Below are 23338 nucleotides of genomic sequence, written 5' to 3'. Positions count from 1 at the left end.
AGGCCAGAAAGGGACAACGATGTCCGAAACACCTCTCTACGGTTCTGCAACTTCTGTACCCACTGCAAGCGCGACCGATGCACCCAAGCGCAAGACGCGCATTCACCACCTCGCCGAGATGAAGCAGAACGGTGAACGCTGGTCGATGCTCACCGCCTACGACTACTCAACGGCACGCATCTTCGAAGACGCAGGCATCCCGGTTCTGCTCGTCGGCGACTCGGCCGCCAACGTCGTCTACGGCTACGACACCACCGTGCCGATCACCGTCGACGAACTGCTCCCGCTCGTACGCGGCGTCGTTCGCGGCGCCCCGCACGCACTCGTCGTCGCCGATCTCCCGTTCGGCACGTACGAAGGTTCTGCCGAGCAAGCCCTGGCGACTGCGACGCGATTCATGAAGGAAGGCCTCGCACACGCCGTCAAGCTCGAGGGCGGCGAACGGATGACCAAGCAGATCGCGGCTATCACCTCAGCCGGCATCCCCGTCATGGCTCACGTCGGATTCACCCCGCAGAGTGTGAACTCGCTCGGCGGTTTCCGTGTCCAGGGACGCGGCGACACGGCCGAGCAGCTTGTGGCGGACGCCATTGCAGTCCAGGAAGCTGGGGCGTTCTCCGTCGTCATGGAAATGGTCCCGGCCGAGATCGCGGGCCAGGTCAGCCGCAAACTCACCATCCCCACCGTCGGCATCGGGGCTGGTTCCGAATGCGACGCTCAGGTACTCGTCTGGCAGGACATGGCGGGTTACACGAGCGGTAAGACGGCTAAGTTCGTCAAGCGTTTCGGTAACGTCGGTGACGAACTGCGTTCCGCAGCCGCAGCCTATGCGTCAGAAGTTCGCACAGGCGCATTCCCGGCCGCAGAACACAGTTTCTGATCCGAGACCGGCGAACGCCGCCTGTCTCTCAACCAGCCAGGGGTGCGTTCAATGATCGGTAACCGTCGAAGTTCTACTGCCGCAGCTGTAGTCGGCGCGGCAGCTCTCGTCACGGTGCTGAGCGGATGCGCGGGAGGGTCCACCAACTCTCCCGCGCCCAGCAGCACGACGCCCGCGAGTTCCACCACGACGGCGCCGGCAACAACGTCCGCGTCCGGCACTACCTTCAGCGACGCTCAGGTCCAGCAATTGTGCTCGGATATGGAAGGGCAGCTGCAGAACTGGCGTACCGTCACCCCGACGCTCGGGAAGGGCGGACTGAACACGATCGTCATCACGTGGGCGACGCAGAACGGCATCAACCTGCTCGATCTCGCCCAGAACCGCGAAAGCATCGACGCAGCAACCTCGACCGCGTGCCCCGACGTCCGGGGCGGCGCGATTTCCGCACTCGAGATCCCCGATCTCGCCTCCGGCCTGGTGGGCTTCTGATGACCGAAACATCAGCACAGCAATCTGCTCTTCGCAGCCTCTATCCCCCGATCGAGCCTTTCGTCACCGGCTTCCTCGACGTCGGTGACGGCCAGAGCATGTACTGGGAAGTCAGCGGAAATCCTGACGGCAAGCCGGTGGTATTCCTACACGGCGGCCCCGGTGGCGGTGCACAACCGGCGGTGCGGCAATTCTTCGATCCGGCCGCCTACCGCATCGTTCTGCTCGACCAGCGCGGCTGCGGTCGATCCACCCCGCACGTAGCCGACGGCGCCGATCTGTCGGTGAACACGACGGGCAAACTCCTGGCCGACATCGAAGCGCTGCGCGAACATCTTTCGATCGGCAAATGGATGGTCTTTGGCGGATCCTGGGGTTCCACACTGTCCATCGCCTACGCCGAGGCGTTTCCCACGCGAGTCACCGAACTGGTTCTGCGCGGGATCTTCCTCCTGCGTCGCAGCGAGATCGACTGGTATTACAACGGCGGCGCGGGAAACATCTTCCCGGAGCGCTGGGACAAATTCCTCGAACCCGTGCCCGAGGCGCAGCGCGGCGAAGACCTCGTCGCGGTCTATCACCAACTGCTCCATTCCGAAGACCACGACGTCGCGGCCCGGGCAGCCATCGCCTGGTCGGCCTGGGAAGGATCGACAAGCTACCTGTACCCACAGGCCGACAAGATCGAACAGAACTCCGAGACCAGGTTCGCCTTGGCCTTCGCCCGCATCGAGAACCACTACTTCGTCAACGGCGGGTTCTTCGACGAGAACCAACTCCTACGCAAAAGCTCCGCACTACAGGGCATTCCGGGGACGATCGTCCAGGGCCGCTACGACGTCGTCTGCCCGGCCACCAGCGCCTGGGCGCTGCACAAGGCATGGCCCGAATCCAAGCTCGTGATCGTCGACGACGCCGGACACTCCGCCATGGAGCCCGGCATCGTGCATCACCTGGTTGAAGCCACCGATTCTTACCGGTAGCTCCCTACGCCGGGAACGTGAATTCCACCGTCCGTTTGACGGTGTCGACGGCGGTGAGCCGCACCTTTGCACGCTCACCGTCGTCGGGCGTTCCGACGCATTTCGCGATCACCGCGACCGACGGGACAAATACTTCCGCCGACCGCTTTCCGTCCTTGGCGCGCATCACTACCGCGTCGAAAACCTCGCCGACCCGGCCGTCGAGCAAGGTGGACTCGGTCAGATCGATGCACGCGCGGTCGACCTTGTTAGCCAGTGAATCGGATCCACTCATGATGTCGGGCAACTCGGGAAGGGCGTTGCGCACCCATTCCGGTACCGGTGTACCAGCTGTAATCGCCAGACACACCTCGGTGCTGAAACGATCGGACAAGCGGCGCAGCGGAGCCGTCACGTGAGCGTAGGGCGCTCCGATCCCCGCATGCACCGTCAACTCCGGCAGTCGGCCGTCGAAGGCCGCGTAGTCTGCGCCGCGTAGCAACGACGGCGCAACCGACATAAGGGCCATCGTCGACGGCTCGCTGGAATCGAGGCCGGCAAGAATCTGCCCGACGTTTTGCCCCTCCGGCCACATGATACCCAGCGCCACTGCAGTTCTCCGCAGGGTCTGCACGGCAGACGTCTCGGCCGGAGGAAGGGTGCGAAGCAACCCGATACCTGCGTCGATCATCATGCGTCCGGCACACATCCCCGTGAGCAGCGAGACTTCTGCGTTCCAGTCGTCAGCTTCGGTGCGTGGCTCCAACTCGATCCGCCAGCGGCCCGAAGACTCGTCCTCGGGCTGCTCCCGAACCACTGACTGCTCGGGCAATTTCAGCTCGATGGCTCCCCTGGCAATCGCGGAGGCACTACGGAGACGGCCGAACTCCGGCAATGCCGTGATCGACGGATGCAAGGTTCCCGCGCCGGCGTCACGTTGCACGGTCGAATAGTCCAGACGTGCCACCGACTTCACCAACGCGCGTCTCACCTGCCACGACGTCGGCTCGGCCTGTGGGTCGAGTTCGATACGCCACAGCGCGGCGGGGCGAACCACGTCCGGCAGCAGACTCGCCGAACCCTCGGACAACGCACGAGGATGCAGCGGAACGGAACCGTCCGGGAGATAGAAAGTTTGGCCCCGCTTGCGTGTTTCGATGTCGAGAGCGCCGCCCGGCGTCACTACCGCCGCGACATCCGCGATCGCGTAGTGCACCACAAAACCCGTCGAAGTCTTCTCGATGTGCACTGCCTGGTCGAGATCCATCGATCCGGGCGGGTCGATGGTCACGAAGGCAATTGCCGTTTCGTCGACACGCCCGTCACCGACACGATCTACGGCATTCTCGGCTTCGGCTTGCGCCGGGGCCGAGAATGCTCCTGGCAGGTCGAACTCCGCCCGAACCACTCCGAAGTCGATTCCCTGCACCATCATTCGACTTGCGGGCACGCGTCCTCCATGATCGGTTCGGGCCGGTGTAGCAGCTGTACCGGTCCCAGTGGTTCCAAGTCCCAGTGGTCCCAAGTCCCAGTGGTTCCAAGTCTCAGTTGTTCCAGTCTTCGTCTGCCCGATCGGCCGCCTTGTTGCGTTCGGCAGCGATCTTCAATGCGTGCTCGGCAGAGTCCCGATCAGGGTACGGCCCCATCCTCGTCAGCGAGGACGCACCCTTTCCCTGCGTGACGGACCCGTCGGACACGTCGAAGTACCAGAGTCGATCTTCATCAGTCATATCCACAGTGTGACATCAGAGTGAGATAGAAGCTTGTAGATCGCTGTGAGACTGATATTCTTTCTACTTGGCCTGGCAGGTGAGAACCGGACATTCGAACGGTGAGTTCTGCTTGAATGCCCAACACAAGCTACGAACAGAAAATGGAGTGCGCATGTCCGCAATTCTTTACGATTACCTCCTCCCGCTCATGGGCCATGACGCGGCAACGTACTGGGCTACGCTGCTGGTCATCAAGCCTGTCTGACAGCTTTCGAACAAAAGAAGACCCCCACCGATCCGGTGGGGGTCTTCTTTTTCTCACTGTGCAGATCGCGGGCGGACGAGTCGGCGTGTAAGCCGGATCCTGTCCTGCGGCACCGAAGTGCCGAGTGGCGACCATCCATCTGGGCACACCGTCGCCGGGTGCCTCGAGCGGTTCACCCGCAGGCTCGGGCGAGCAGCCCTCGAACACCTGCGCAGCCGCACCGCGAGCGATGCGACCTTCAACCTTGCTCCGGGCGGGGTTTACCTAGCCACCCCGGTCACCCGAGGTGCTGGTGCGCTCTTACCGCACCGTTTCACCCTTACCTGCCTCGAAAGGCAGGCGGTCTGTTTTCTGTGGCACTGTCCCGCGAGTTGCCTCGGGTTGCCGTTAACAACCGCCCTGCTCTGTGGAGTCCGGACTTTCCTCGGCCCCAGGCCTGTGCGCGGTACGCGCTGGTTCCAGAAGCCGCGGCCGCCCGGCCAACTCGTCCGCCCCCGTATGCTACCGGGCGCCTGTCGGTGGCCGGCACTATGGTCACCTTATGACTCGGTACGTGGCCCTGCTTCGCGGTATCAACGTGGGCGGCATCAACATCAAGATGGTGGACCTGTCGAGAGTCTTCGCTGACCTCGGGTTCGAAGGCGTGAAAACCGTCCTGGCCTCCGGCAACGTTCTGTTCGACAGTCCGAGCACCGACATACCTTCGTTGAAGAAGCAGATCGAATCCGCCCTGGCCCGTGAGTTCGGCTACGAGGCTTGGGTATTCGTCCTCGACATTCCGGCGCTGCAGGCGATCGTGGACAACTATCCGTTCGACCGCGAACGCGAAGGTTGGCATGCTTATGCGATGGTTGCCTCCGAGCCTGCAGTGCTCGAGGAATTGAGCGCTGCGGCAGCGCAACTCGATGCCTCGGTCGAACGAGTCGCGGCCGGCGACGGGGTCCTGTATTGGGAGGTCGAGAAGGGCCAGACTGTCAAGAGCGCGTTCGGCAAGAACACCGGAAAACCGAAGTTCAAGGTGTTCACGACAACCCGAAACCTGAACACGCTCTACAAACTGCTCAAATGACGGTCGCCCCGACGCGGAGCACAAACGCGTGACTCTTCTTCCTATCCTGCTCGTCGCCGCCGTCCTCGTCTTTGCGATAGTGCGTCCACGCGGACTTCCCGAAATCACCGTTGCCGGGCCGGCGGCCGTGATCGTGCTCCTGACCGGTGTCGTCACTCTCGAAGAAGCCCGCGAAGAACTGACGAGCATGGCGCCTACCGTCGTGTTTCTGGTTGCCGTGCTGGTTCTCGCTCATGCCGCGGACGCTCTCGGCGTCTTCCGCTGGGTCAGCCAGATCCTGCAGCAACGATCCCTCGCCGATCCGCATCGGCTGCTGATCTATGTGTTCGGCGCCGCTGCCCTGACCACGGCGGTCCTGAGCCTCGACGCCACCGTCGTGCTGCTGACACCCGCGGTGATCGCGGCCGCACGATCCATCGGAGCAAGTCCCCGGCCGCATTCCTATGCCAGTGCGCACCTGTCGAATTCGGCGTCGACCCTGCTGCCGGTGTCCAACCTGACCAACCTCATCGCTTTTGCTGCAACAGGTTTGACGTTCTTGCACTTCACCGCGTTGATGGCGTTGCCGTGGGTCGTGACGATCGCTGTCGAATATCTGATCTTCCGACTGTTCTTCCGATCCGAACTCGTCCGCTCGGAAAACACAGAGCCAGCGGCACGTAAGAGTTCCTCGCCCGCGCCGATTCTGCCGCTGACGGTGATCGCTATGACGCTTCTCGGTTTCGCGGTTTCGGGTTTCTTCGGGATCGAACCCGCCTGGATCGCTGTGGTGGGTGCAAGTGTTCTGGGAGCGATCGCTCTGGCACGGCACCGTACGACCGCCGCCAAGATGATCTACGCTGCCGACCTCTGGTTCTGCGCGTTTGTCCTCGTTCTCGGAATCGTCGTCGCCGGAGTCGCGAACGGGCCCGTGGGCGAATGGATTGCGCAGATCCTGCCAGGCGACACCAGCTACGGCTCACTACTTTTTGTCGCCACAGTTGCCGCGGTCGCATCCAACCTCGTCAACAACCTGCCGGCAACGCTGCTGATGATCGCGGCGCTCGGGACGACCGCACCTCCGGGCCTGGTGCTGGCGATGTTGATCGGCGTCAACCTCGGCCCCAACCTCACCTACGTCGGTTCTCTCGCGACGATGCTCTGGCGACGAGTTGCCACCAGCGCGGGTGCACAGCCCACGCTGGCGACATTCACGCTCCTCGGGGTCATCACGACGCCGCTGACGCTGCTCGCTGCGGTGAGTGCCCTGTGGTTGGTGATCTGATCAGCGGCTGATCAGCCGTAGGGGCTCCTTCAGCGAAGATGTGACGTGTCGTTGACCAACCGCACCGATGCTCCCCCGTCGGGATAGAACTCGGTGATACTCAGCGACGCCAGATCCAGATGCAACCGGTACAGCAACGACGGCCCGGCATCGAGAGCCAACTGCACCAAAGTCTTGATCGGGGTGACGTGAGAGACGACCAACAGCGTTGCGCCGCCGTAGGTTGAGATCAGGTCGTCGCGCGCGGCGACGACTCGTTCTCGAACCTCGTCGAAGCTCTCGCCGCCGGGGGGACGCACCGAAGTGTCCGAGAGCCATTCACGATGCAGCTCCGGGTCACGCTCGGCTGCCTCGCGGAACGTGAGTCCGTCCCAGTCGCCGAAATCGGTTTCGATCAATCCCTTGTGCTCGACGACGGGTAGGCCAAGCACGCGGGCCGATGTCTCTGCCGTCTCGCGGGTTCTGCCGAGAGGTGAGCAGACAATGGCGTCGATACCGCCGCGGTTTCCGAAGCGTCCGGCAGCGCCGGCGGCCTGCGCTCGGCCCAGTTCCGTGAGCTCCGGATTGCCGCGACCGGAGTAGCGACGATCGACCGACATCGCTGTCTGGCCGTGACGAAGCAACAACAATCGTGTGGGCTTGCCGGTAGTAGCGATCCATCCCGGCGAGCCGGCGATCTGCGGCTCCGACGTCTCCTCGGACGGGGCGGCCGGTGCAACAGGTGCGGCGGGTGCAGAAGGTGCGACTGGCGCGGATTCGATACCGGCAGCAGCGTCCATCGCCTCATTGGCGAGACGGTCGGCATGAGAATTCTCGCCGCGCGGAATCCACGCGTAGGTCACTCGCGAGAACTGCGTGGCCAACTCGGCCGCGCGTCGCTGCAGCGGAATCATGTCCGGGTGCTTGACCTTCCAGCGCCCGGACATCTGCTCGACGACCAACTTGGAGTCCATGCGGACGTCGACCGTCGACGCACCGAGTTCACCGGCAGCGGTCAACCCTGCGATCAGTCCGCGGTACTCGGCGACGTTGTTGGTCGCAATACCAATGCTCTCCTTGCGTTCGGCCAACACCGAGCGAGAGGCGTCGAACACCACGGCTCCGTAGCCCGCCGGACCGGGATTACCCCGCGATCCACCGTCGGCCTCGACGATGACCTGCGAGAGACTCACAGACCGGACTCCTTGGTACGCACCATGATTGCACTGCACTCAGGGCAACGAACGACGACGTCGGCCGGCGTCGCGGCGATTCGGGAGATCTCACCGCGGTCGATCTCGATCCGGCAAGCGCCACATCGGCGGGCCTGCAGAAGCGCTGCGCCCGGTCCGCCCAGGCTGCGCTGCTTCTCGTACACCGCAAGGAAATCGGCGGGGAATTCGCCGACGAGTCGTTCACGATCGGCGGCGCAACGCTCCTGTGCCTTGTCCAGATCAGCGACGGCATCGTCGCGGCGGCGCTTGGCGTCGATCAGTTCTTCTTCGGCCTGGGACAGCTGGGCACCGGCGTGGTCGTGATCGGCCTGCAACGCCTCACGCTGCTCCATCACTTCGAGCAACTCGTCTTCGAGGAGTCCTTGGCGCCGAACCAGGCTGCCGAGTTCGTGTTCGAGTTCGGTGAGCTGCTTCGCCCCGACCGACCCGCTCTGCAAAAGTGTGCGGTCACGATCCTCGCGCTGACGAACAGCGTCGACCTCGCCCTCGAGCTTGCGGATGTCGCGATCGATGTCGTCGATCTGGATTTCGACGGCTACGGACGCATCCTTACGGCTGATTCGCTCGGCCTCGAGACGTTCGACTTCCTGCTGCTCGGGAAGCGCTCCGCGTCGGTGGGTGATCCGAGTGAGCTCAGCATCCACCCCGGCGAGGTCGAGAAGCTTGGATTGCACCTGTGGTTCGACGTTCACGCTGTATAACTCCTGCTGTAAGTCCGATGTCGGCAGTGCTCGCGAAGGACGGCTCTCGAAGAACTGCTCTTGAATTGTTCGTGCAACCGTACCTTGCACAGCCCTGCACTAATGCGCACTCAAACACCACGGATCGGTGCGAATTGTCGAAACCCGGCTTTCCCACCCCGGATTGTCGGCAAACGCGGCGTCGAGCACAGATTTCGCCTGCGCACACCACGGGTATTCGCTCGCCCAGTGTGCGACGTCGACCAGTGCCGGGCCACCGGCGCGAAGATGCTCGTCCGCGGGATGATGCCGCAGGTCCGCAGTGACGTAGACGTCGGCGCCCAGTGCCGCCACCACGTCCAGATACGAGTCGCCGGAGCCGCCGCAGACCGCCACCCTTTGAACGGTCGCGTCTGGATCTCCAGCAGCGCGAACGCCCCATTCGGTCGAGGGCAGTGAGCGCGCCACTCGCGCAGTGAACTCCCGCAAGGTTTCGGGGTGCTCGAGCTCACCTACCCGACCCAGACCGAGCGAGCTGGGGAACGCAGCGAGTTCGAAGACGTCGAAGGCCGGTTCCTCGTACGGGTGGGCGCCGCGCAATGCGTCGAGCACCGCGCTTCGCTTTCCGCGCGGGGCAATCACTTCCACACGGGCCTCGCGAACCTGCTCCACAGCGCCGACGATCCCGATCGTCGGATTCGCACCGTCGGCCGGAAGGAACTGACCCGTACCCGTGACGGTCCAGCTGCACTGGCTGTAGTCACCGATCCGTCCCGCCCCGGACTCGAAAAGTGCGTCCTGCACGACCGACGCATTCTCCACCGGAACCATGACGACCCACTTGTCGAGCGGCTGCGTCGGCTTGGGTTCGATCGGGCGCAGCACTGTCAGTCCCAGAGCCTGCGCCAGAGCGTCGGATACTCCGGGGTCGGCGGAGTCCGCATTGGTGTGCGCCGAGAACAGTGCACACCCTGCCTTGATGAGCTTGTGGACCAACGCGCCCTTGGGGGTGTGAGCACCGACGGTGTCCACCCCACGCAACAGCAATGGATGGTGAACAACCAGAAGGTCGGCCCCGGAGGCGATGGCGTCGTCGACGACGGCCTCGGTCGGATCCACCGCGAAAACCACTCTCGTCACGGCGTCGGCCGGGTCGCCGCAGACCAGGCCGACCGAATCCCACGATTCCGCCAGGGCAGGCGGATAGGCGGATTCCAGCACGGCTATGACGTCCGCAAGAGTTGGGCCGCTCACAAGATCTCCTCCATCGCTTCGATCAGAACCGAGACCTGCTCGGCTGGACGGACCGCCACACGTAACTGATCCGGCCCGAGTCCTGGGAAGGTGTCGCACCGGCGGACGGCGATACCGCGGGCACGCAGATGCTCTCGCATCGCGGCGCCGTCGCGGAGGTCGATGAGCACGAACGGCCCCGCAGCGGGTTCGTGCACGGTAATCCCGATCTCGCTCAGCCGCCGGGACATATCTTGGCGGTCTGCGGCAATCGCTTCGGCTTTGATCCTCGACTGCTCGACCGCGAACGGTTCGCAACACGCCGTGATGGCCTCGATCTGCAGACTGCCCAGTGGCCAATGCGCTCGGCCGTGAGCCAATCGAGCCAGAAGATCCGGCGAGCCGATCGCGTACCCGCAGCGCAATCCGGCGAGCGCCCACGTCTTGGTCAGGCTGCGAAGCACCAGTACATCCGCTGACTCGACACCCGCGACGTTCTCCGTTTCGCCGGGGACCGCATCGCCGAAGGCTTCGTCCACCACCAGGATCCGGCCCGGCCGACGCAGTGCCAACACATCGGCCTTGGGGTGAAGCACGGACGTCGGATTGGTCGGATTACCCAGAACGACAAGGTCCGCGGATTCCGGTACCTGCGCAGCCCGAAGCTCGAAAGGCGGCTCCAGAATCACCTGCGTCACCGGTACACCGGCCTCTCGCAGCGCCAGTTCCGGCTCGGTGAAGGACGGATGGATCAGTGCTGCCGAGCGAGAGTCCAGGCGCGGCAACATCGCAAAACCCTCGGCACCGCCAGAGAGCAGCAAGACCTCTTCGGGTCGACGCCCGTGCCGCCGCGCGACGGTCTCGCGGGCGTTCAATTCCGCTGCGGCCGACGGATACGAACCGAGCGTCGACAGCCGCGTTGCCAGCCGATCCCGCAGCCACCGCGGTGGGCCGGCGCCTTGAACGTTGACGGCAAAATCGAGCAACCCGGGTTCGGCTTCGACATCTCCGTGATGTCGCAAGCTCTCCAGGTCAACCGTTCCGGTACTCACCCGGCCAGCCTACGGTCGAGCACTGTGTGCGGACATCGCCCCTGCCGTCCGGGACAATGAGAGCCGTGACGACACCACCGCTCGACTGTTTTCCCGTAGTTCTGTTCGATCTGGACGGAACCATCACCGATTCCGCGCCCGGCATTCACGGCGGCTTCCGACATGCATTGGCCACCGTCGGCCAACCGGAACCGACGGAGGCGATGCTGGCATCGGTCATCGGCCCGCCGATGGTCGACACCTTCAGATCACTCGGCATGACCCCGGCCGACGTCGACCGGGCGATTGCTGCGTACATCGAGCGATACGACGCGACCGGGTGGCAGGAGAACTCGGTGTACGAGGGTATGGACGTCGTCCTGGGCAAGGCTCGTGCGAACGGGACCCGACTGGCCGTCGCCACCTCGAAGTCGGAGCGGTTCGCCATTCGCATCCTCGAGCATTTCGGCCTGGCCGAGCACTTCGAGTTCATCGGCGGGGCGAGCGACGACGGAACCCGCCGGGCTAAACCGGATGTGATCGCGCACTCGCTGACCTCCCTCGGGATCACTCCCGTCCTCGCCGCCGACGGCGGAACCCCTGACGTGCTCATGGTCGGCGATCGTGATCACGACGTGCTCGGCGCCGCGAAGTACGGCATTCCCACCGTCGTCGTCGAATGGGGCTACGGTTCCGCCGACGAAGCGCAACAAGCACTTCGCTCCGTATCGTCGGCATCCGAACTGGGAGGACTACTCGATGGCCGCGTCTGAACCGCTCCATGTGACTTTTGTGTGCACCGGCAATATCTGCCGGTCACCGATGGCCGAGAAGATCTTGCTCGCGCATCTAGGCCGCGAAGGCCTCGCCGACAGGGTGCGCGTGAGCAGCGCCGGCACCGAGGGGTTTCACACCGGTAGCGAAGCCGACGAGCGGACCAACCTCGTGCTCCGAGCGGCCGGATATCCGACGGGCCACAGCGCCGCGCAGGTCAATGCAGATCATCTGGCGGCCGATCTGGTCGTCGCCCTCGACACCGGCCATGAACGTGAGCTTGCTCATCTCGGCGTGCCCACCGAGCGGCGGCGGCTACTGCGATCGTTCGACCCCGAGGCGGACGGAGAATCTGTCCCAGACCCGTACTACGGGGATCAGGAGGACTTCGAACTGGTTCGAGACCAGATCGAAGCGGCTATTCCCGACATACTCGACTGGATCCGTGCGCGGGCCTGAACCAGTAGCAAAATTCACTCCCGTTCGGGCAACGGATACCGTGGACGTGTGCGAAGACTGAAATTCCTGTTGCGGCCCGGTTGGTTGGTACTGGCAGCTGTGGTCGGGCTCTTCGCCTACCTGTGCTTCACCGTGCTCGCTCCGTGGCAGCTCGGCAAGAACACGAAGACCGAGCACCGCAATGATCTGATCTCGAACTCGATCAACGCGGAGACCGTGCCGATCGGTGATGTCGTGTCCGATTCGACGGTCGCACCGGACGACGAATGGCGAAACATCACCGCAGCAGGTACCTATCTGCCGGACGCCGACATCCTCGTCCGACTGCAGTCCGTCGAGGGCGCGCCGTCGTACGAGATCCTGACGCCTTTCCGCCTGGACGACGGTCGCGCGATCCTCGTCAATCGCGGATATGTTCGGCCGATCAACGGCGCCGAGGCACCGCCCATCGCTGCGCCGCCGACCGATCCGGTGACGCTCAACGGCCGCGTGCGCCTGTCGGAAGGCACTGCGCCCGGCAGAGTTCCGATGTTCGAGGACGGCGCGAAGCAGGTCTACTCCATCGACGCACGCCCCATCGGCGAGTTCATAGGAACGGACCTGATCAACGCGTACATCCAGCTCGAACCCGACCAGCCTGGCGGTCTCGGCACGATTCCGCTCCCCCAACTCGACGCGGGTCCCTACCTCTCGTACGGGTTCCAATGGTTGGCTTTCGGCATCATGGCACCACTCGGACTGGCCTACTTCATTCGTGCGGAATGGCGCGAACGTCGCAAAGAAAAGGCAGCTCAAGCAGCTGTGGAGGGCTTTGCAGTCGACGACGCCGCTACCGAGAAGACCCCGGATGCGGCCGCGTCCGCGCCTGCCGCGCCCCCCGCTGAACCGGCTCGTACCTTCAGCCGCCGTAAGAAGCCGGAACCGGAGTCAGTGCCGCTGACGGCGCAAGAAGCCAAACTTGCCGATCGATACGGCAATACCCGCTGAAATACCCGCAGCCACCACTGCTGCACTGATCTGCACCGCCGACGAAAGCCTCGACGCGCGGCGCAGATCGTTCGGCGCCGGCGCAGGCCCACCGCCGAGGACGGGCCGCATCTCCACACCGTGCGCGTACTCGGTCCGGCCTCCCAACGAAATGCCCAATGCCCCTGCCGCCGACGCTTCCGCGACGCCCGCATTGGGGCTTGGATGAGCCGCTGCGTCGCGTTTCCACGCTGTCAGCGATTCCTGAACCGAGCCGCCCACCACTGGTGCACACGCAGCCGTCAGCGCACCCGTCAGCCGAGCGGGGACGATGTTGACCAGGTCGTCGAACCTCGCTGCTGCCCACCCGAATCTGAGGTACTTCTCCGAGCGGTAGCCGATCATCGCGTCGAGGGTGTTGGCAGCGCGGTAGACGAACAGACCTGGCACGCCCGCAATTGCACCCCAGAACACTGCGCCGACGCTGGCGTCGGAGGTGTTCTCGGCAACCGACTCCAACGCTGCACGTGTGAGGCCCTCTTCGCCCAACACCGAGGGATCACGTCCACACAGTGAATGGAGAAGCTCACGCGCTTCCGTCAGGTCGCCATCGATGCGTGAGGCCTCCAACCGCGCGGCCATGTCGTTGCCGGTGCGTGCAAGCGACGTCCCGCCGAGCACGGCCCAGGTGGCTACCGCCGTCGTACCCGTCACGGCCACCCAACCTGCCCGGCGCGACGCTATTTCGGCTGCGAGGCCGAGTCCCGCGGTGCCGGCCACGAGCACGGCAACATGTAGCGCTCCGGCCATCCGCGAGTCTCGGTAGGAAATCTTCTCCAGCGCGTTAGCTGCGGTTCCGAAGCCGGCAACCGGATGGAACCGCCCCGGATCGGCGAACACCCGATCCGCAGCGAAGCCGAGGAGAAGGCCGGCGGCTCGCGCACTGAATCGAGATTGGGACGAACGAACCGAAATTTGCACGAGCGTAGTTGTAGCAGCGACGCTCGTTCAGTGGCGAATACAGGGGCGAATACAGGGGCGAATACAGGGGCGAACTGGCCCACCCTTCGCCCGAGCCGATCTCTACCCGTCCCAGTCGATCGTCAGATAGATCAAGCGGTACATTCGGTTGATCTCCCAGACACGGGCAACCCCAGTCGCCGGTGCGTCGCCTTGGGAGCAAACCCGGATCGTCTGCCCCGGGAACAACGCAACACTCGAACTGGGCATCTCTGCGATATGTATGTGCGGACGAGTGGGATGCACACGCTTCGGGTCGACGGCTACTTCGACAACAGAACTGGACATGCGTCCATAATGACGTATCGCGGGACATTTCTTGTCGAAAATAAAAAACCCCGACCTGCATCGAAATGCAGATCGAGGTTTGAATTCTTCGGTGGGCGCGGAGGGTTTCGAACCCCCGACCGCTGGTGTGTAAAACCAGAGCTCTACCACTGAGCTACACGCCCGAACTCCCGGTGAGACCCTCACCGGGAGTGCTCTAAGACTCTAGCGCGGCAAGCGCGTTTGCCCAAAGTCCGTGGTCACGGGCTTCTCCGGGGCCGTTCATCTCGGCAAAGCGAATGATTCCGTCTTTGTCGATGACAAAAGTGCCGCGATTCGCGAAGCCCAACTTGTCGTTGAACACTCCGTACCTCTGAGCGACTTCACCGTGCGGCCAGAAGTCCGACAGCAAGGGAAAGGTGTAGCCCTGCTCCGCCGACCAGATCTTGTGGGTCGGCGAAGCACCGACAGAAATCGCAAGAATGGCAGTCTCGTCGTTCTCGAACTTCGGAAGCTCGTCACGGACCTTGCAGAGTTCACCCTGACAAGTTCCGGTGAAGGCCAACGGATAGAAGACCAACAGAACATTCTTCTTACCACGGAAATCTGCGAGCGAAACTTCCTGGTTGTTCTGGTCCTTCAAAGTGAAATCCGGTGCCTGGGCACCAACATCGAGGGGCATGTGCGATTCCTTGGGAAAGTACGGAAAAGGACCGGGTCAGCGCTTGTTGGCCGGACGAGCCTTCGGCTGAACCAATCGACTTCCCGACCAGTCACCGAGGTTGGCTGCCGATGTCTGGGTCAGGCCGGCAGTCGGCGCCGATTCGGCGATCTCGCTGGGCTCGACGTGACCGTCGAAACCGGTCTTCGGGGTGAGGACCCACACAAAGCCTTCGTCGGCGAGCGGCCCGATGGCATCCATCAGAGCATCCACCAGGTCACCGTCCTCGTCGCGCCACCACAGCAGCACGACGTCGATGACCTCGTCGGATTCCTCGTCGAGCATTTCCCCGCCGATGGTTTCCTCAACCGCGGCACGAATGCCGTCGTCGGTATCCTCATCCCAGCCCAGTTCCTGCACCACCATGTCAGTGGTAATCCCGAGTTTCTGAGCGTAGTTCTGGGCATCCGCCGCGGCGACCACGGTGGGGTCCTCCTTTTGTTGATGGTGTGTGGCGACCCCGCACACCTACCGTTTGACGATCAATTAGGGAAAGCGAACATGGTCTGAGGCGTTAGCGCAAGCCGACCACGCCGAAAACTTTCGCCAAAGATCGTCTTCTGACACACGCCGAACCATACGCCTGCGGATTACCGCAGGTCACAGGGATCCACATTCTTCGAAGATCGAATTGCGAATCGAATTGCTCGCATCGCTGATCGAATTGATTTCATCCGCTGAATGATCACTCTCGATCACGGCAGCAGACGAACGTAGGTTCGCGGCCAATTCGTCGAACAGTCCGGAAAGTTCCGCTGGAAGTTCACTCGAGACCGCGTCGAACCACGAGGCCGTGTCCCGTGCAGACGACGCAGCAGTGCTTGCTTCGGCCCTCAGGTCCGTCGCGCCTTGATTTCCGGCGTCGACGTAAGCGTTGAACGCGACCACGTCGTTTTTCGATCGAGAGACCGCTTCCTCACAGATCGTGAACGCCGCTTCGGCAGCATCTGCTGCTGCTTTCGACGAAGACGCCGCGGCCACCGAAATGCTCACCTCGGATTGATATGCAGCGGCTTGCGATTCGTTCGGAACTGCCGATCCGGTGACCGCCGCGGAGCACCCCACGATCACCGACAGCCCCACTGCGATCGATCCGATCGAGACCCACGCCCCGACCCTGCCGTAATTGATTTCTTTGATTATTTTTCCCCACCCCTTCATACGTTCCGATCCGTCCCCCAAGCCTGTGACTACGGGGAACCATCGCGCCCCTGCGTCACGCCGAAAAACGCTACCCGAGAGTAACCAGAGGCGAGGTGTGCCGGACCGACCGGGATGGTGAAAGATGAGGTACGCGCCATATTCACGATGGAAGTGCGTCGGACCTAACAAGGCCTCGATCACCTATGTAAGGACGCCCCACCACGCGTCCCCAAACCAATGAGGAGCACACGTTGTCTGACCTGATCCAGGGTCCCGCGTCCGGGCAGAAGGCCGATTCCGGCGCCGCCGGCGAGTCGGGTCCGCCCGCATCGAATACGCCGGGGGGAACCGACGGTCGCGTTCGCGTCATTCGCGAGGGTGTTGCGTCGTACCTGCCGGACATCGATCCGGACGAGACCACCGAATGGCTCGAATCATTCGACGGACTTCTGGATCGATCGGGACCCACGCGTGCCCGCTACCTCATGCTCCGCATGCTCGAACGCGCCGGTGAGAAGCACGTCGCACTCCCCGCGCTCACCTCGACCGACTACGTCAACACGATCCCGACCGAAAACGAGCCGTGGTTCCCCGGCGACGAAGAGGTCGAGCGCCGCTATCGCGCCTGGATCCGTTGGAACGCCGCGATCATGGTCCACCGCGCTCAGCGACCGGGCGTCGGCGTCGGCGGCCACATCTCGACCTACGCGTCTTCCGCAGCCTTGTACGAGGTGGGCTTCAACCACTTCTTCCGCGGCAAGGATCACCCGGGCGGCGGCGACCACATCTTCATCCAAGGTCACGCCTCCCCCGGTATCTACGCGCGCGCCTTCCTCGAGGGCCGCATCCCCGCGGAACAGCTCGACGGATTCCGCCAGGAGAAGTCGCACGCCGACTTCGGTGGCGCACTGCCGTCCTACCCTCACCCACGACTGCTCCCCGACTTCTGGGAGTTCCCGACGGTCTCGATGGGCCTCGGCCCGATGAACGCCATCTACCAGGCCCGGTTCAACCACTACCTCAACGACCGAGGCATCAAGGACACCACCGATCAGCATGTGTGGGCGTTCCTCGGTGACGGCGAAATGGACGAGCCGGAATCACGCGGCTTGGCTCACGTCGCGGCAACCGAAGGCCTCGACAACCTGACGTTCGTCGTGAACTGCAACCTCCAACGCCTCGACGGCCCGGTCCGCGGTAACGGGAAGATCATCCAGGAACTGGAATCGTTCTTCCGTGGTGCCGGCTGGAACGTCATCAAGGTCGTCTGGGGTCGCGAGTGGGATGCGCTGCTGCACGCCGACCGCGACGGCGCACTCGTCAACCTGATGAACGTGACGCCGGACGGTGATTACCAGACGTACAAGGCCAACGACGGCGCGTTCGTGCGCGATCACTTCTTCGGACGTGACCCCCGCACCAAGGAACTGGTCAAGGACCTCACCGACCAGGAGATCTGGAACCTCAAGCGCGGTGGCCACGACTACCGCAAGGTCCACGCCGCATACGCAGCCGCCATGGCACACAAGGGCCAGCCGACGGTCATCCTCGCGCACACCATCAAGGGCTACACCCTGGGTAAGCACTTCGAGGGCCGCAATGCCACGCACCAGATGAAGAAGCTGACGCTGGACGATCTCAAGGCGTTCCGCGACATGCAGCACATTCCGATCTCGGATGCCGAGCTCGAGAAGGATCCGTATCTGCCTCCGTACTACCACCCGGGCGCCGACGCACCCGAAATCAAGTACATGCTCGATCGCCGTAAAGCACTGGGCGGGTTCCTGCCTTCACGCAACACGGATGCGGCGCCGCTGAAGCTCCCCGAGGACAAGACGTACGACGTAATCCGCAAGGGTTCGGGCAAGCAGGAAGTCGCCACCACCATGGCGATCGTGCGCATCCTCAAGGAACTGTTGCGCGACAAGGAAATCGGCAAGCGCATCGTGCCGATCATCCCGGACGAGGCTCGCACGTTCGGTATGGACTCGTGGTTCCCGTCGCTGAAGATCTACAACCGCAACGGACAGCTGTACACGTCCGTCGACGCCGAACTGATGCTCGCCTACAAGGAGAGCCCGATCGGCCAGATCCTGCACGAGGGCATCAACGAGGCCGGTTCGACGGCATCGTTCACCGCGGTCGGCACGTCGTACGCCACGCACGGTGAACCGATGATTCCGCTGTACATCTTCTACTCGATGTTCGGTTTCCAGCGCACCGGCGACGGCCTGTGGGCGGCCGCCGACCAGATGGCTCGCGGATTCGTCCTCGGCGCGACTGCCGGTCGTACGACTCTGACCGGTGAAGGTCTCCAGCACGCCGACGGACACTCCCTGCTCCTGGCATCCACCAACCCCGCCGCTGTCACCTACGACGCCGCGTTCTCGTACGAGTTGGCGCACATCGTCAAGGACGGCTTGCGCCGTATGTACGGCGGCACCGAGGGTGTCGACGGCTTCGGTGGCGAGAACATTTTCTACTACCTGACCATCTACAACGAGCCGTACGTTCAGCCGGCCGAGCCCGAAGGTCTCGACGTCGAGGGCTTGCTCAAGGGCATCTACCTCTACAAGACGTCCGAAGCAGCCGGCCCGAAGGCACAGATCCTGGTATCCGGTGTCGCGATGCCCGAGGGGCTGCGGGCGCAGAAGTTGCTCGCCGACGAGTGGGGCGTCTCTGCAGACGTCTGGTCGGTCACGTCCTGGGGTGAGCTGCGCCGCGAAGGCGTCGAATGCGAACGTCAGGCGCTGCTCAATCCGTCCGAGGATGCTCCGGTTCCCTTCGTCACCACGGCGTTGTCCTCGGCTCAGGGCCCTGTCGTCGCAGCTTCGGACTGGATGCGGGCGGTCTCTGATCAGATCCGTCAGTGGGTTCCCGGCGACTACACGACGCTCGGCACGGACGGGTTCGGTTTCTCCGACACACGCACTGCGGCACGTCGCTACTTCAACGTCGATGCCGAGTCCATCGTCGTTGCCGTGCTGATCGGTTTGGCGAAGGAAGGTTCGATCGAGCGGTCCAAGGCCGTCGAAGCAGCGAGCCGTTACCGAATCGACGACGTGAATGCTGCCCCCGAGCAGACCGGGGACACCGGTAGCGCGTAAGTCTTAGCGCTCGAAAACAGACCTACGCCCATCGCCGCGGGTGTCATCTCGACATCGGCTGCGGCGATGGGCGTAGGTTTTTCTCATGCCCGAACCTGATCCCGAGAAACCCGAAGAGGGTGTACGCCGCACCCGACCACAGTCGTCCGGGTTGCAGGCTGTTCTCGCCCGCCGTCGTCAGGTTCGCGATCCACTCCCCGAGGCCTTGCTCCGCCGCGTCAAACAGTTCTCCGGTCGGCTCTCCACCGAGGCCGTGACCGTGATGGAGGAGCAGCTTCCTTTCTTCGACAGTCTCGACGCTTCGCAACGTGCCGACGTCCAACTGTTGGTGCAGACGTCGGTGGTGAACTTCCTCGAATGGCTGCGGCAACTCGACTCGGAGATCAGCTTCGGATACGAGTCTTTTCCGGTCATCCCTCAAGACCTTGCTCGACAGCTCACGCTGCGCCAGACCGTCGACATGGTCCGGGTGGCGATGGAGTTCTTCGAGAAATGGCTACCGGCTCTCGCCCGCAACGATCAGCAGCTGATCGCGCTGACGGAGGCCGTCCTGCGCTACGGACGTGAACTCGGCTTCGCGGCGGCGACGGTGTACGCAAGCGCTGCCGAATCTCGTGGCGCCCTGGACACGCGATTGGAAGCGCTCGTCGTCGACGCCGTCGTGCAGGGAGACACCGGGTCGGACATGCTTTCCCGCGCCGCCACCTTGAACTGGGATGCCACTGCTCCGGCCACCGTCATCGTCGGGTCTCCCCCGCCGGACGAGCGGGTCTCGGTTGCCGGCACCGTCCACGCGACTGCCGCCGCGCACGGGCGCGCTGTTCTTGCCGTGGTGCAGGGTCCGCGACTGGTGATGATCGTCAGCGGCGAGCTGAGCAGTAAGATGGAAGGCAGCCAATTCCTTCAAGACCTGCTCATGAGTTTCGCCGACGAGCCGGTGGTGATCGGACCGACAACGCCCTCGTTGAGCGCAGCGCACTTCAGTGCGTCCGAAGCTCTCGCGGGAATCAAGGCCGTTGCCGGGTGGCGCGGCGCACCTCGTCCCGTTTTCGCGACTGAACTGCTCCCGGAACGGGCACTACTGGGAGACGCCGCTGCCGTCAAGGCTCTTCGCGATTTCCTGGTCACACCTTTAGCTGAATCCGGCACAGTCTTGACCGATACTTTAGACAGTTATCTCGACTGTGGAGGTGCAGTTGAGACTTGCGCACGTCTTCTGTTTGTTCATCCAAATACCGTTCGGTACCGCTTGAAGCGAATCGCGGAAGTTACCGGCCGGGATCCTACGAATCCACGCGACGCATACGTACTACGGATCGCCGCTACCGTGGGCCGATTGACACAAATCGATCTCAAATCGAACAATCCGGTTACTTCAGTCACATCTTTAACATCCGGACAAACAAACCTGTAACCCCCGAGCGTCCAATTTCGATGGCCGAGCGCGACGTGGGATTTTGTGGGAACCCTACAAAACACTTCGCCAGAGTTCATCGCGACCGACATCTCGCAGGTCACTCGCGGCGGTGTTCTCTTAATAAGTGATTTCGTTGCTCGCCCCGGGACAGGGCTCTCAGACACCCGGCATGCTCAGCCCCTGGCTGGCATTGCCCGGAGCGCAAGACCGCCTCGAAGTGTGGTCGAAGGCAGCCGGCCTGGACTTGGTCCGCCTCGGTACGACCGCAACTGCCGAAGAAATCACCGACACATCGGTAACGCAGCCCCTCGTCGTCGCCGCCGCTCTGCTGGCATACGAGGAAATCGAATCACGCGGGCTGCTCGGCGCCGACGTCATCGCTGCCGGCCATTCGGTGGGTGAACTTGCCGCCGCTGCGGTAGCCGGGGTGATCTCCGCGGACGACGCGGTTGCGCTTGCCGCAATTCGCGGCGCCGAGATGGCCAAGGCTTGCGCGCTCGAGCCCACCGGCATGTCGGCAGTTCTCGGTGGAGACGAAGCCGAAGTACTTGCACGACTCGAAGAACTCGGACTGGAAGCGGCCAACCGCAATGCGGCCGGCCAGATCGTGGCCGCCGGCCTGCTCACCGCACTCGAAGAACTCGCGGCCCATGCGCCCGAAAAGGCACGAGTCCGCGCACTGCCTGTCGCCGGCGCGTTCCACACCCGCTTCATGGCACCTGCACAAGACGCCGTCGCAGCTGCTGCCGCCAAGATCACCCCATCCGATCCGACGCGCACTCTGCTTTCCAACTCGGATGGTGCACCGGTCTCCTCGGGCACCGACGCCCTCACCAAACTTGCCGCGCAGGTTACCCGCCCCGTTCGCTGGGACCTCTGCTCCGCTTCGTTGCGGACCGCAGAAGTCACCGCGATCGTGGAACTCCCGCCGGCCGGAACCCTCGTCGGAATTGCCAAGCGAGAAATGCGTGGCACACCGACGGTGGCCCTCAAGAACCCGGAGGATATCTCCGCACTGTCCGAGCTGACCTAGCTCGGACGCCCTACCGGCCGATCAGCCCGAACGGCGGCCGGACGTTTCACCCCACCTCAATCGATCAAGAAGGGAGCCACACCAGTGGCCCACACTCAGGAAGAAATCATCGCGGAACTCGGCCAGATCGTGGAGGAGGTCACCGGTATCGAGCCTTCCGAGGTCACCGTTGACAAGTCCTTCGTGGACGACCTCGATATCGACTCCCTGTCCATGGTCGAGATCGCTGTTCAGACCGAAGACAAGTACGGCGTGAAGGTCCCCGACGAGGATCTTGCAGGCCTGCGCACCGTCGGCGACATCGTCGCATACATCCAGAAGCTCGAAGCCGAAGGCGCCGAAGCCAAGAACGCAGAGTGAGCCGACCGTGACTTCCGCTTCTACCCGCAAAGGGAAATTCCCCGACATCGTCGTCACGAGCCTCGCGACGTCGACGTCGGTGGCTGGTGATGTGGATGGCACGTGGAAGGCGCTACTCGCCGGCGAAAGCGGCATCGGAATCCTCGATGACCCGTTCATCGACGAGTTCGACCTTCCCATTCGCATCGGCGGGCACCTGAAGGTTTCACCGGACGAGGGCTTGTCCCGCGTCGAAATTCGACGGATGAGCTGGGTGGAACGCCTTGCCCTCACGTTGAGTCGCACGGTCTGGAGCAACGCCGGCAGCCCTGAAGTCGATCAGGACCGCCTGGCCGTTGTCATCGGCACCGGGCTCGGCGGCGGCGACACGCTCATCGATGCCGTCGACAAGCTCCGCGGCGGCGGATACCGCAAGGTGTCCCCGTTCTCGGTGCAGATGGTCATGCCCAACGGACCGGCCGCAACGGTCGGGCTGGAACTCGGAGCACGCGGTGGCGTCATCACCCCGGTTTCGGCATGTTCGTCAGGTTCCGAGGCAATTGCTCACGCTCACCGCATGCTTGTCATGGGTGACGCGGACATGGTGGTGGCCGGTGGAGTCGAAAGCTTCATCGACGCGGTTCCGATCGCGAGCTTCGCCATGATGCGTGCGATGAGCACCAACAACGACAATCCGGCGGCAGCTTCACGTCCTTTCGACAAGGACCGCGACGGATTTGTCTTCGGCGAAGCCGGCGCCCTGATGATCCTCGAAACCGAGGAGCACGCAAAGGCACGCGGGGCAACGATTCATGCCCGCCTGCTCGGTTCCGGAATCACTTCGGACGGGTACCACATCGTGGCACCGCATCCGGAAGGCCTGGGCGCGGCGCGAGCCATGACACGAGCAATCGAGATGGCCGGACTGACGAAGTCCGACATCAAGCACATCAACGCTCACGCCACTGCGACGCCGATCGGTGACATCGCAGAGGCAAAGGCAATCAACGCAGCGGTCGGCAATCACGCTGCGGTGTACGGTCCGAAATCCGCGCTGGGACACTCGATCGGCGCTGTCGGCGCCCTCGAATCAGTCCTGACGGTTCTGGCAGTGCGTGACGGGATCATTCCGCCCACGCTCAATGTTGACAGCCAGGATCCAGAGATCGATCTCGATGTCGTCAAGGGTGAACCCCGAACCGGCTCTTTCGATTTCGCACTGAACAACTCGTTCGGTTTCGGTGGGCACAATGTCGCGCTCGCCTTCGGTCGGGCCTAGCCCGAACCGCG

24 protein-coding genes, 1 tRNA gene and 1 other RNA gene are annotated in these 23338 nt (G+C 63.3%); 13 read left to right on the top strand and 13 right to left on the bottom strand.

The genetic code is table 11. The features are described 5' to 3' along the window. Nucleotides 1-19 precede the first annotated feature (19 nt). Genes panB through pip form a run of 3 tightly spaced genes read left to right on the top strand, consistent with a single transcriptional unit; the run spans nt 20 to nt 2355 of the window. Nucleotides 20-880, top strand: coding sequence for a 3-methyl-2-oxobutanoate hydroxymethyltransferase (panB, locus tag QM716_RS11450; RefSeq protein ID WP_283304244.1), 861 nt, complete (start codon nt 20-22; stop codon nt 878-880). A 51-nt stretch (nt 881-931) separates the two neighbouring features. After that, nucleotides 932-1372 carry a hypothetical protein gene (locus tag QM716_RS11445; protein ID WP_283304243.1) on the top strand — a complete coding sequence of 147 codons (441 nt, stop codon included), beginning with the start codon at nt 932-934 and terminating at the stop codon, nt 1370-1372. Beyond that, nucleotides 1372-2355: a prolyl aminopeptidase gene (gene pip, locus QM716_RS11440; RefSeq protein ID WP_283304242.1), complete on the top strand. Its 984-nt coding sequence runs from the start codon at nt 1372-1374 to the stop codon at nt 2353-2355. Before QM716_RS11445 ends, pip begins: the two co-directional genes overlap by 1 nt. 4 nt (nt 2356-2359) lie before the next feature. Here the strand turns inward: pip and QM716_RS11435 are convergent, their stop codons facing one another. The 3 genes from QM716_RS11435 to rnpB all read right to left on the bottom strand — a co-directional run bounded on the left by QM716_RS11435 (nt 2360) and on the right by rnpB (nt 4798). Further along, entirely contained in the window at nt 2360-3769 is a 1410-nt protein-coding gene (locus QM716_RS11435) for an RNB domain-containing ribonuclease (RefSeq protein ID WP_283304468.1), read from the bottom strand. Nucleotides 3770-3878: 109 nt separating this feature from the next. Beyond that, entirely contained in the window at nt 3879-4064 is a 186-nt protein-coding gene (locus QM716_RS11430; protein ID WP_007735457.1) for a hypothetical protein, read from the bottom strand. Nucleotides 4065-4383: 319 nt separating this feature from the next. Then, nucleotides 4384-4798, bottom strand: an RNA gene (rnpB, locus tag QM716_RS11425) — RNase P RNA component class A. 54 nt (nt 4799-4852) lie between these two features. Here rnpB and QM716_RS11420 point away from each other — a divergent pair. Further along, nucleotides 4853-5380: a DUF1697 domain-containing protein gene (locus tag QM716_RS11420; protein ID WP_283304241.1), complete on the top strand. Its 528-nt coding sequence runs from the start codon at nt 4853-4855 to the stop codon at nt 5378-5380. 28 nt (nt 5381-5408) lie between these two features. Next, entirely contained in the window at nt 5409-6644 is a 1236-nt protein-coding gene (locus QM716_RS11415; protein WP_283304240.1) for an SLC13 family permease, read from the top strand. A gap of 29 nt (nt 6645-6673) precedes the next feature. Here the strand turns inward: QM716_RS11415 and QM716_RS11410 are convergent, their stop codons facing one another. The 4 genes from QM716_RS11410 to cobC form a co-directional block, all read right to left on the bottom strand. Then, the gene (locus tag QM716_RS11410) at nt 6674-7816 is read right to left on the bottom strand and encodes a bifunctional RNase H/acid phosphatase (RefSeq protein WP_283304239.1); all 1143 of its coding nucleotides are present in this window, start codon (nt 7814-7816) and stop codon (nt 6674-6676) included. Continuing rightward, a complete protein-coding gene (locus tag QM716_RS11405; protein ID WP_230813783.1) occupies nt 7813-8550 on the bottom strand; it encodes a zinc ribbon domain-containing protein in 738 nt (245 codons plus the stop codon). Before QM716_RS11405 ends, QM716_RS11410 begins: the two co-directional genes overlap by 4 nt. A gap of 108 nt (nt 8551-8658) precedes the next feature. After that, nucleotides 8659-9792 carry a Nif3-like dinuclear metal center hexameric protein gene (locus tag QM716_RS11400; protein ID WP_283304238.1) on the bottom strand — a complete coding sequence of 378 codons (1134 nt, stop codon included), beginning with the start codon at nt 9790-9792 and terminating at the stop codon, nt 8659-8661. Next, nucleotides 9789-10823, bottom strand: a complete 1035-nt coding sequence (gene cobC, locus QM716_RS11395; RefSeq protein WP_283304237.1) for an Rv2231c family histidinol phosphate aminotransferase CobC — start codon at nt 10821-10823, stop codon at nt 9789-9791. The genes QM716_RS11400 and cobC overlap by 4 nt, the downstream gene beginning before the upstream one ends. Before the next feature lie 56 nt (nt 10824-10879). Between cobC and QM716_RS11390 the strand changes: the two genes are divergently transcribed. The 3 genes from QM716_RS11390 to QM716_RS11380 are packed head-to-tail and all read left to right on the top strand — an operon-like array spanning nt 10880 to nt 13022. Beyond that, the gene (locus tag QM716_RS11390) at nt 10880-11575 is read left to right on the top strand and encodes an HAD hydrolase-like protein (RefSeq protein ID WP_283304236.1); all 696 of its coding nucleotides are present in this window, start codon (nt 10880-10882) and stop codon (nt 11573-11575) included. Beyond that, entirely contained in the window at nt 11562-12035 is a 474-nt protein-coding gene (locus tag QM716_RS11385; RefSeq protein ID WP_283304235.1) for a low molecular weight protein-tyrosine-phosphatase, read from the top strand. The genes QM716_RS11390 and QM716_RS11385 overlap by 14 nt, the downstream gene beginning before the upstream one ends. 48 nt (nt 12036-12083) lie before the next feature. Then, nucleotides 12084-13022 (top strand): SURF1 family cytochrome oxidase biogenesis protein, encoded by a 939-nt coding sequence (locus tag QM716_RS11380; RefSeq protein ID WP_283304234.1) that lies wholly within the window; start codon nt 12084-12086, stop codon nt 13020-13022. Here the strand turns inward: QM716_RS11380 and QM716_RS11375 are convergent. From QM716_RS11375 to QM716_RS11350, 6 genes are all read right to left on the bottom strand, one after another. After that, nucleotides 12963-13982, bottom strand: coding sequence for a cobalamin biosynthesis protein (locus QM716_RS11375; protein WP_283304233.1), 1020 nt, complete (start codon nt 13980-13982; stop codon nt 12963-12965). The genes QM716_RS11380 and QM716_RS11375 overlap by 60 nt on opposite strands. 102 nt (nt 13983-14084) lie before the next feature. Next, nucleotides 14085-14309, bottom strand: a complete 225-nt coding sequence (locus QM716_RS11370; protein WP_283304232.1) for a hypothetical protein — start codon at nt 14307-14309, stop codon at nt 14085-14087. A gap of 92 nt (nt 14310-14401) precedes the next feature. Beyond that, nucleotides 14402-14473: transfer RNA gene (locus QM716_RS11365), tRNA-Val, on the bottom strand. Between the two features lie 32 nt (nt 14474-14505). Beyond that, nucleotides 14506-14970: a peroxiredoxin gene (locus tag QM716_RS11360; protein ID WP_283304231.1), complete on the bottom strand. Its 465-nt coding sequence runs from the start codon at nt 14968-14970 to the stop codon at nt 14506-14508. Between the two features lie 36 nt (nt 14971-15006). Further along, entirely contained in the window at nt 15007-15432 is a 426-nt protein-coding gene (locus tag QM716_RS11355) for a DUF3052 domain-containing protein (RefSeq protein WP_283304230.1), read from the bottom strand. A 177-nt stretch (nt 15433-15609) separates the two neighbouring features. Then, nucleotides 15610-16170 carry an Rv2240c family protein gene (locus tag QM716_RS11350; RefSeq protein WP_283304229.1) on the bottom strand — a complete coding sequence of 187 codons (561 nt, stop codon included), beginning with the start codon at nt 16168-16170 and terminating at the stop codon, nt 15610-15612. 233 nt (nt 16171-16403) lie between these two features. On the opposite strand from QM716_RS11350, the gene aceE reads away from it, so the two are divergent. The 5 genes from aceE to QM716_RS11325 all read left to right on the top strand — a co-directional run bounded on the left by aceE (nt 16404) and on the right by QM716_RS11325 (nt 23327). Then, nucleotides 16404-19259 (top strand): pyruvate dehydrogenase (acetyl-transferring), homodimeric type, encoded by a 2856-nt coding sequence (aceE, locus tag QM716_RS11345; RefSeq protein ID WP_283304228.1) that lies wholly within the window; start codon nt 16404-16406, stop codon nt 19257-19259. A gap of 85 nt (nt 19260-19344) precedes the next feature. Then, nucleotides 19345-20673: a PucR family transcriptional regulator gene (locus tag QM716_RS11340; protein WP_283304227.1), complete on the top strand. Its 1329-nt coding sequence runs from the start codon at nt 19345-19347 to the stop codon at nt 20671-20673. 127 nt (nt 20674-20800) lie between these two features. After that, complete coding sequence (locus QM716_RS11335; protein WP_283304226.1) at nt 20801-21709, top strand: ACP S-malonyltransferase; 909 nt, start codon at nt 20801-20803, stop codon at nt 21707-21709. Nucleotides 21710-21793: 84 nt separating this feature from the next. Beyond that, complete coding sequence (acpM, locus tag QM716_RS11330) at nt 21794-22069, top strand: meromycolate extension acyl carrier protein AcpM (RefSeq protein ID WP_003941649.1); 276 nt, start codon at nt 21794-21796, stop codon at nt 22067-22069. A 7-nt stretch (nt 22070-22076) separates the two neighbouring features. Beyond that, on the top strand, nt 22077-23327 hold the full coding sequence (locus tag QM716_RS11325; RefSeq protein ID WP_003941591.1) for a KasA/KasB family beta-ketoacyl-ACP synthase: 1251 nt from the start codon (nt 22077-22079) through the stop codon (nt 23325-23327). The last annotated feature ends 11 nt before the right edge of the window (nt 23328-23338 follow it).

This window comes from Rhodococcus sp. IEGM 1409 (genome assembly GCF_030056735.1).
In the GTDB taxonomy this organism is placed as follows: Bacteria; Actinomycetota; Actinomycetes; order Mycobacteriales; family Mycobacteriaceae; genus Rhodococcus_F.
The sequence above is the reverse complement of the archived record's forward strand: the minus strand, read 5'-3'. Positions and strand labels throughout refer to the sequence as shown.

Excerpts from the sequence above, each read along its gene's own strand:
- panB (WP_283304244.1), top strand. The coding sequence starts at position 20 with ATGTCCGAAACACCTCTCTACGGTTCTGCAACTTCTGTACCCACTGCA.
- QM716_RS11445 (WP_283304243.1), top strand. The coding sequence starts at position 932 with ATGATCGGTAACCGTCGAAGTTCTACTGCCGCAGCTGTAGTCGGCGCG.
- pip (WP_283304242.1), top strand. The coding sequence starts at position 1,372 with ATGACCGAAACATCAGCACAGCAATCTGCTCTTCGCAGCCTCTATCCC.
- QM716_RS11435 (WP_283304468.1), bottom strand. The coding sequence starts at position 3,769 with ATGATGGTGCAGGGAATCGACTTCGGAGTGGTTCGGGCGGAGTTCGAC.
- QM716_RS11430 (WP_007735457.1), bottom strand. The coding sequence starts at position 4,064 with ATGACTGATGAAGATCGACTCTGGTACTTCGACGTGTCCGACGGGTCC.
- QM716_RS11420 (WP_283304241.1), top strand. The coding sequence starts at position 4,853 with ATGACTCGGTACGTGGCCCTGCTTCGCGGTATCAACGTGGGCGGCATC.
- QM716_RS11390 (WP_283304236.1), top strand. The coding sequence starts at position 10,880 with ATGAGAGCCGTGACGACACCACCGCTCGACTGTTTTCCCGTAGTTCTG.
- QM716_RS11385 (WP_283304235.1), top strand. The coding sequence starts at position 11,562 with ATGGCCGCGTCTGAACCGCTCCATGTGACTTTTGTGTGCACCGGCAAT.
- QM716_RS11370 (WP_283304232.1), bottom strand. The coding sequence starts at position 14,309 with ATGTCCAGTTCTGTTGTCGAAGTAGCCGTCGACCCGAAGCGTGTGCAT.
- QM716_RS11360 (WP_283304231.1), bottom strand. The coding sequence starts at position 14,970 with ATGCCCCTCGATGTTGGTGCCCAGGCACCGGATTTCACTTTGAAGGAC.
- QM716_RS11350 (WP_283304229.1), bottom strand. The coding sequence starts at position 16,170 with ATGAAGGGGTGGGGAAAAATAATCAAAGAAATCAATTACGGCAGGGTC.
- QM716_RS11340 (WP_283304227.1), top strand. The coding sequence starts at position 19,345 with ATGCCCGAACCTGATCCCGAGAAACCCGAAGAGGGTGTACGCCGCACC.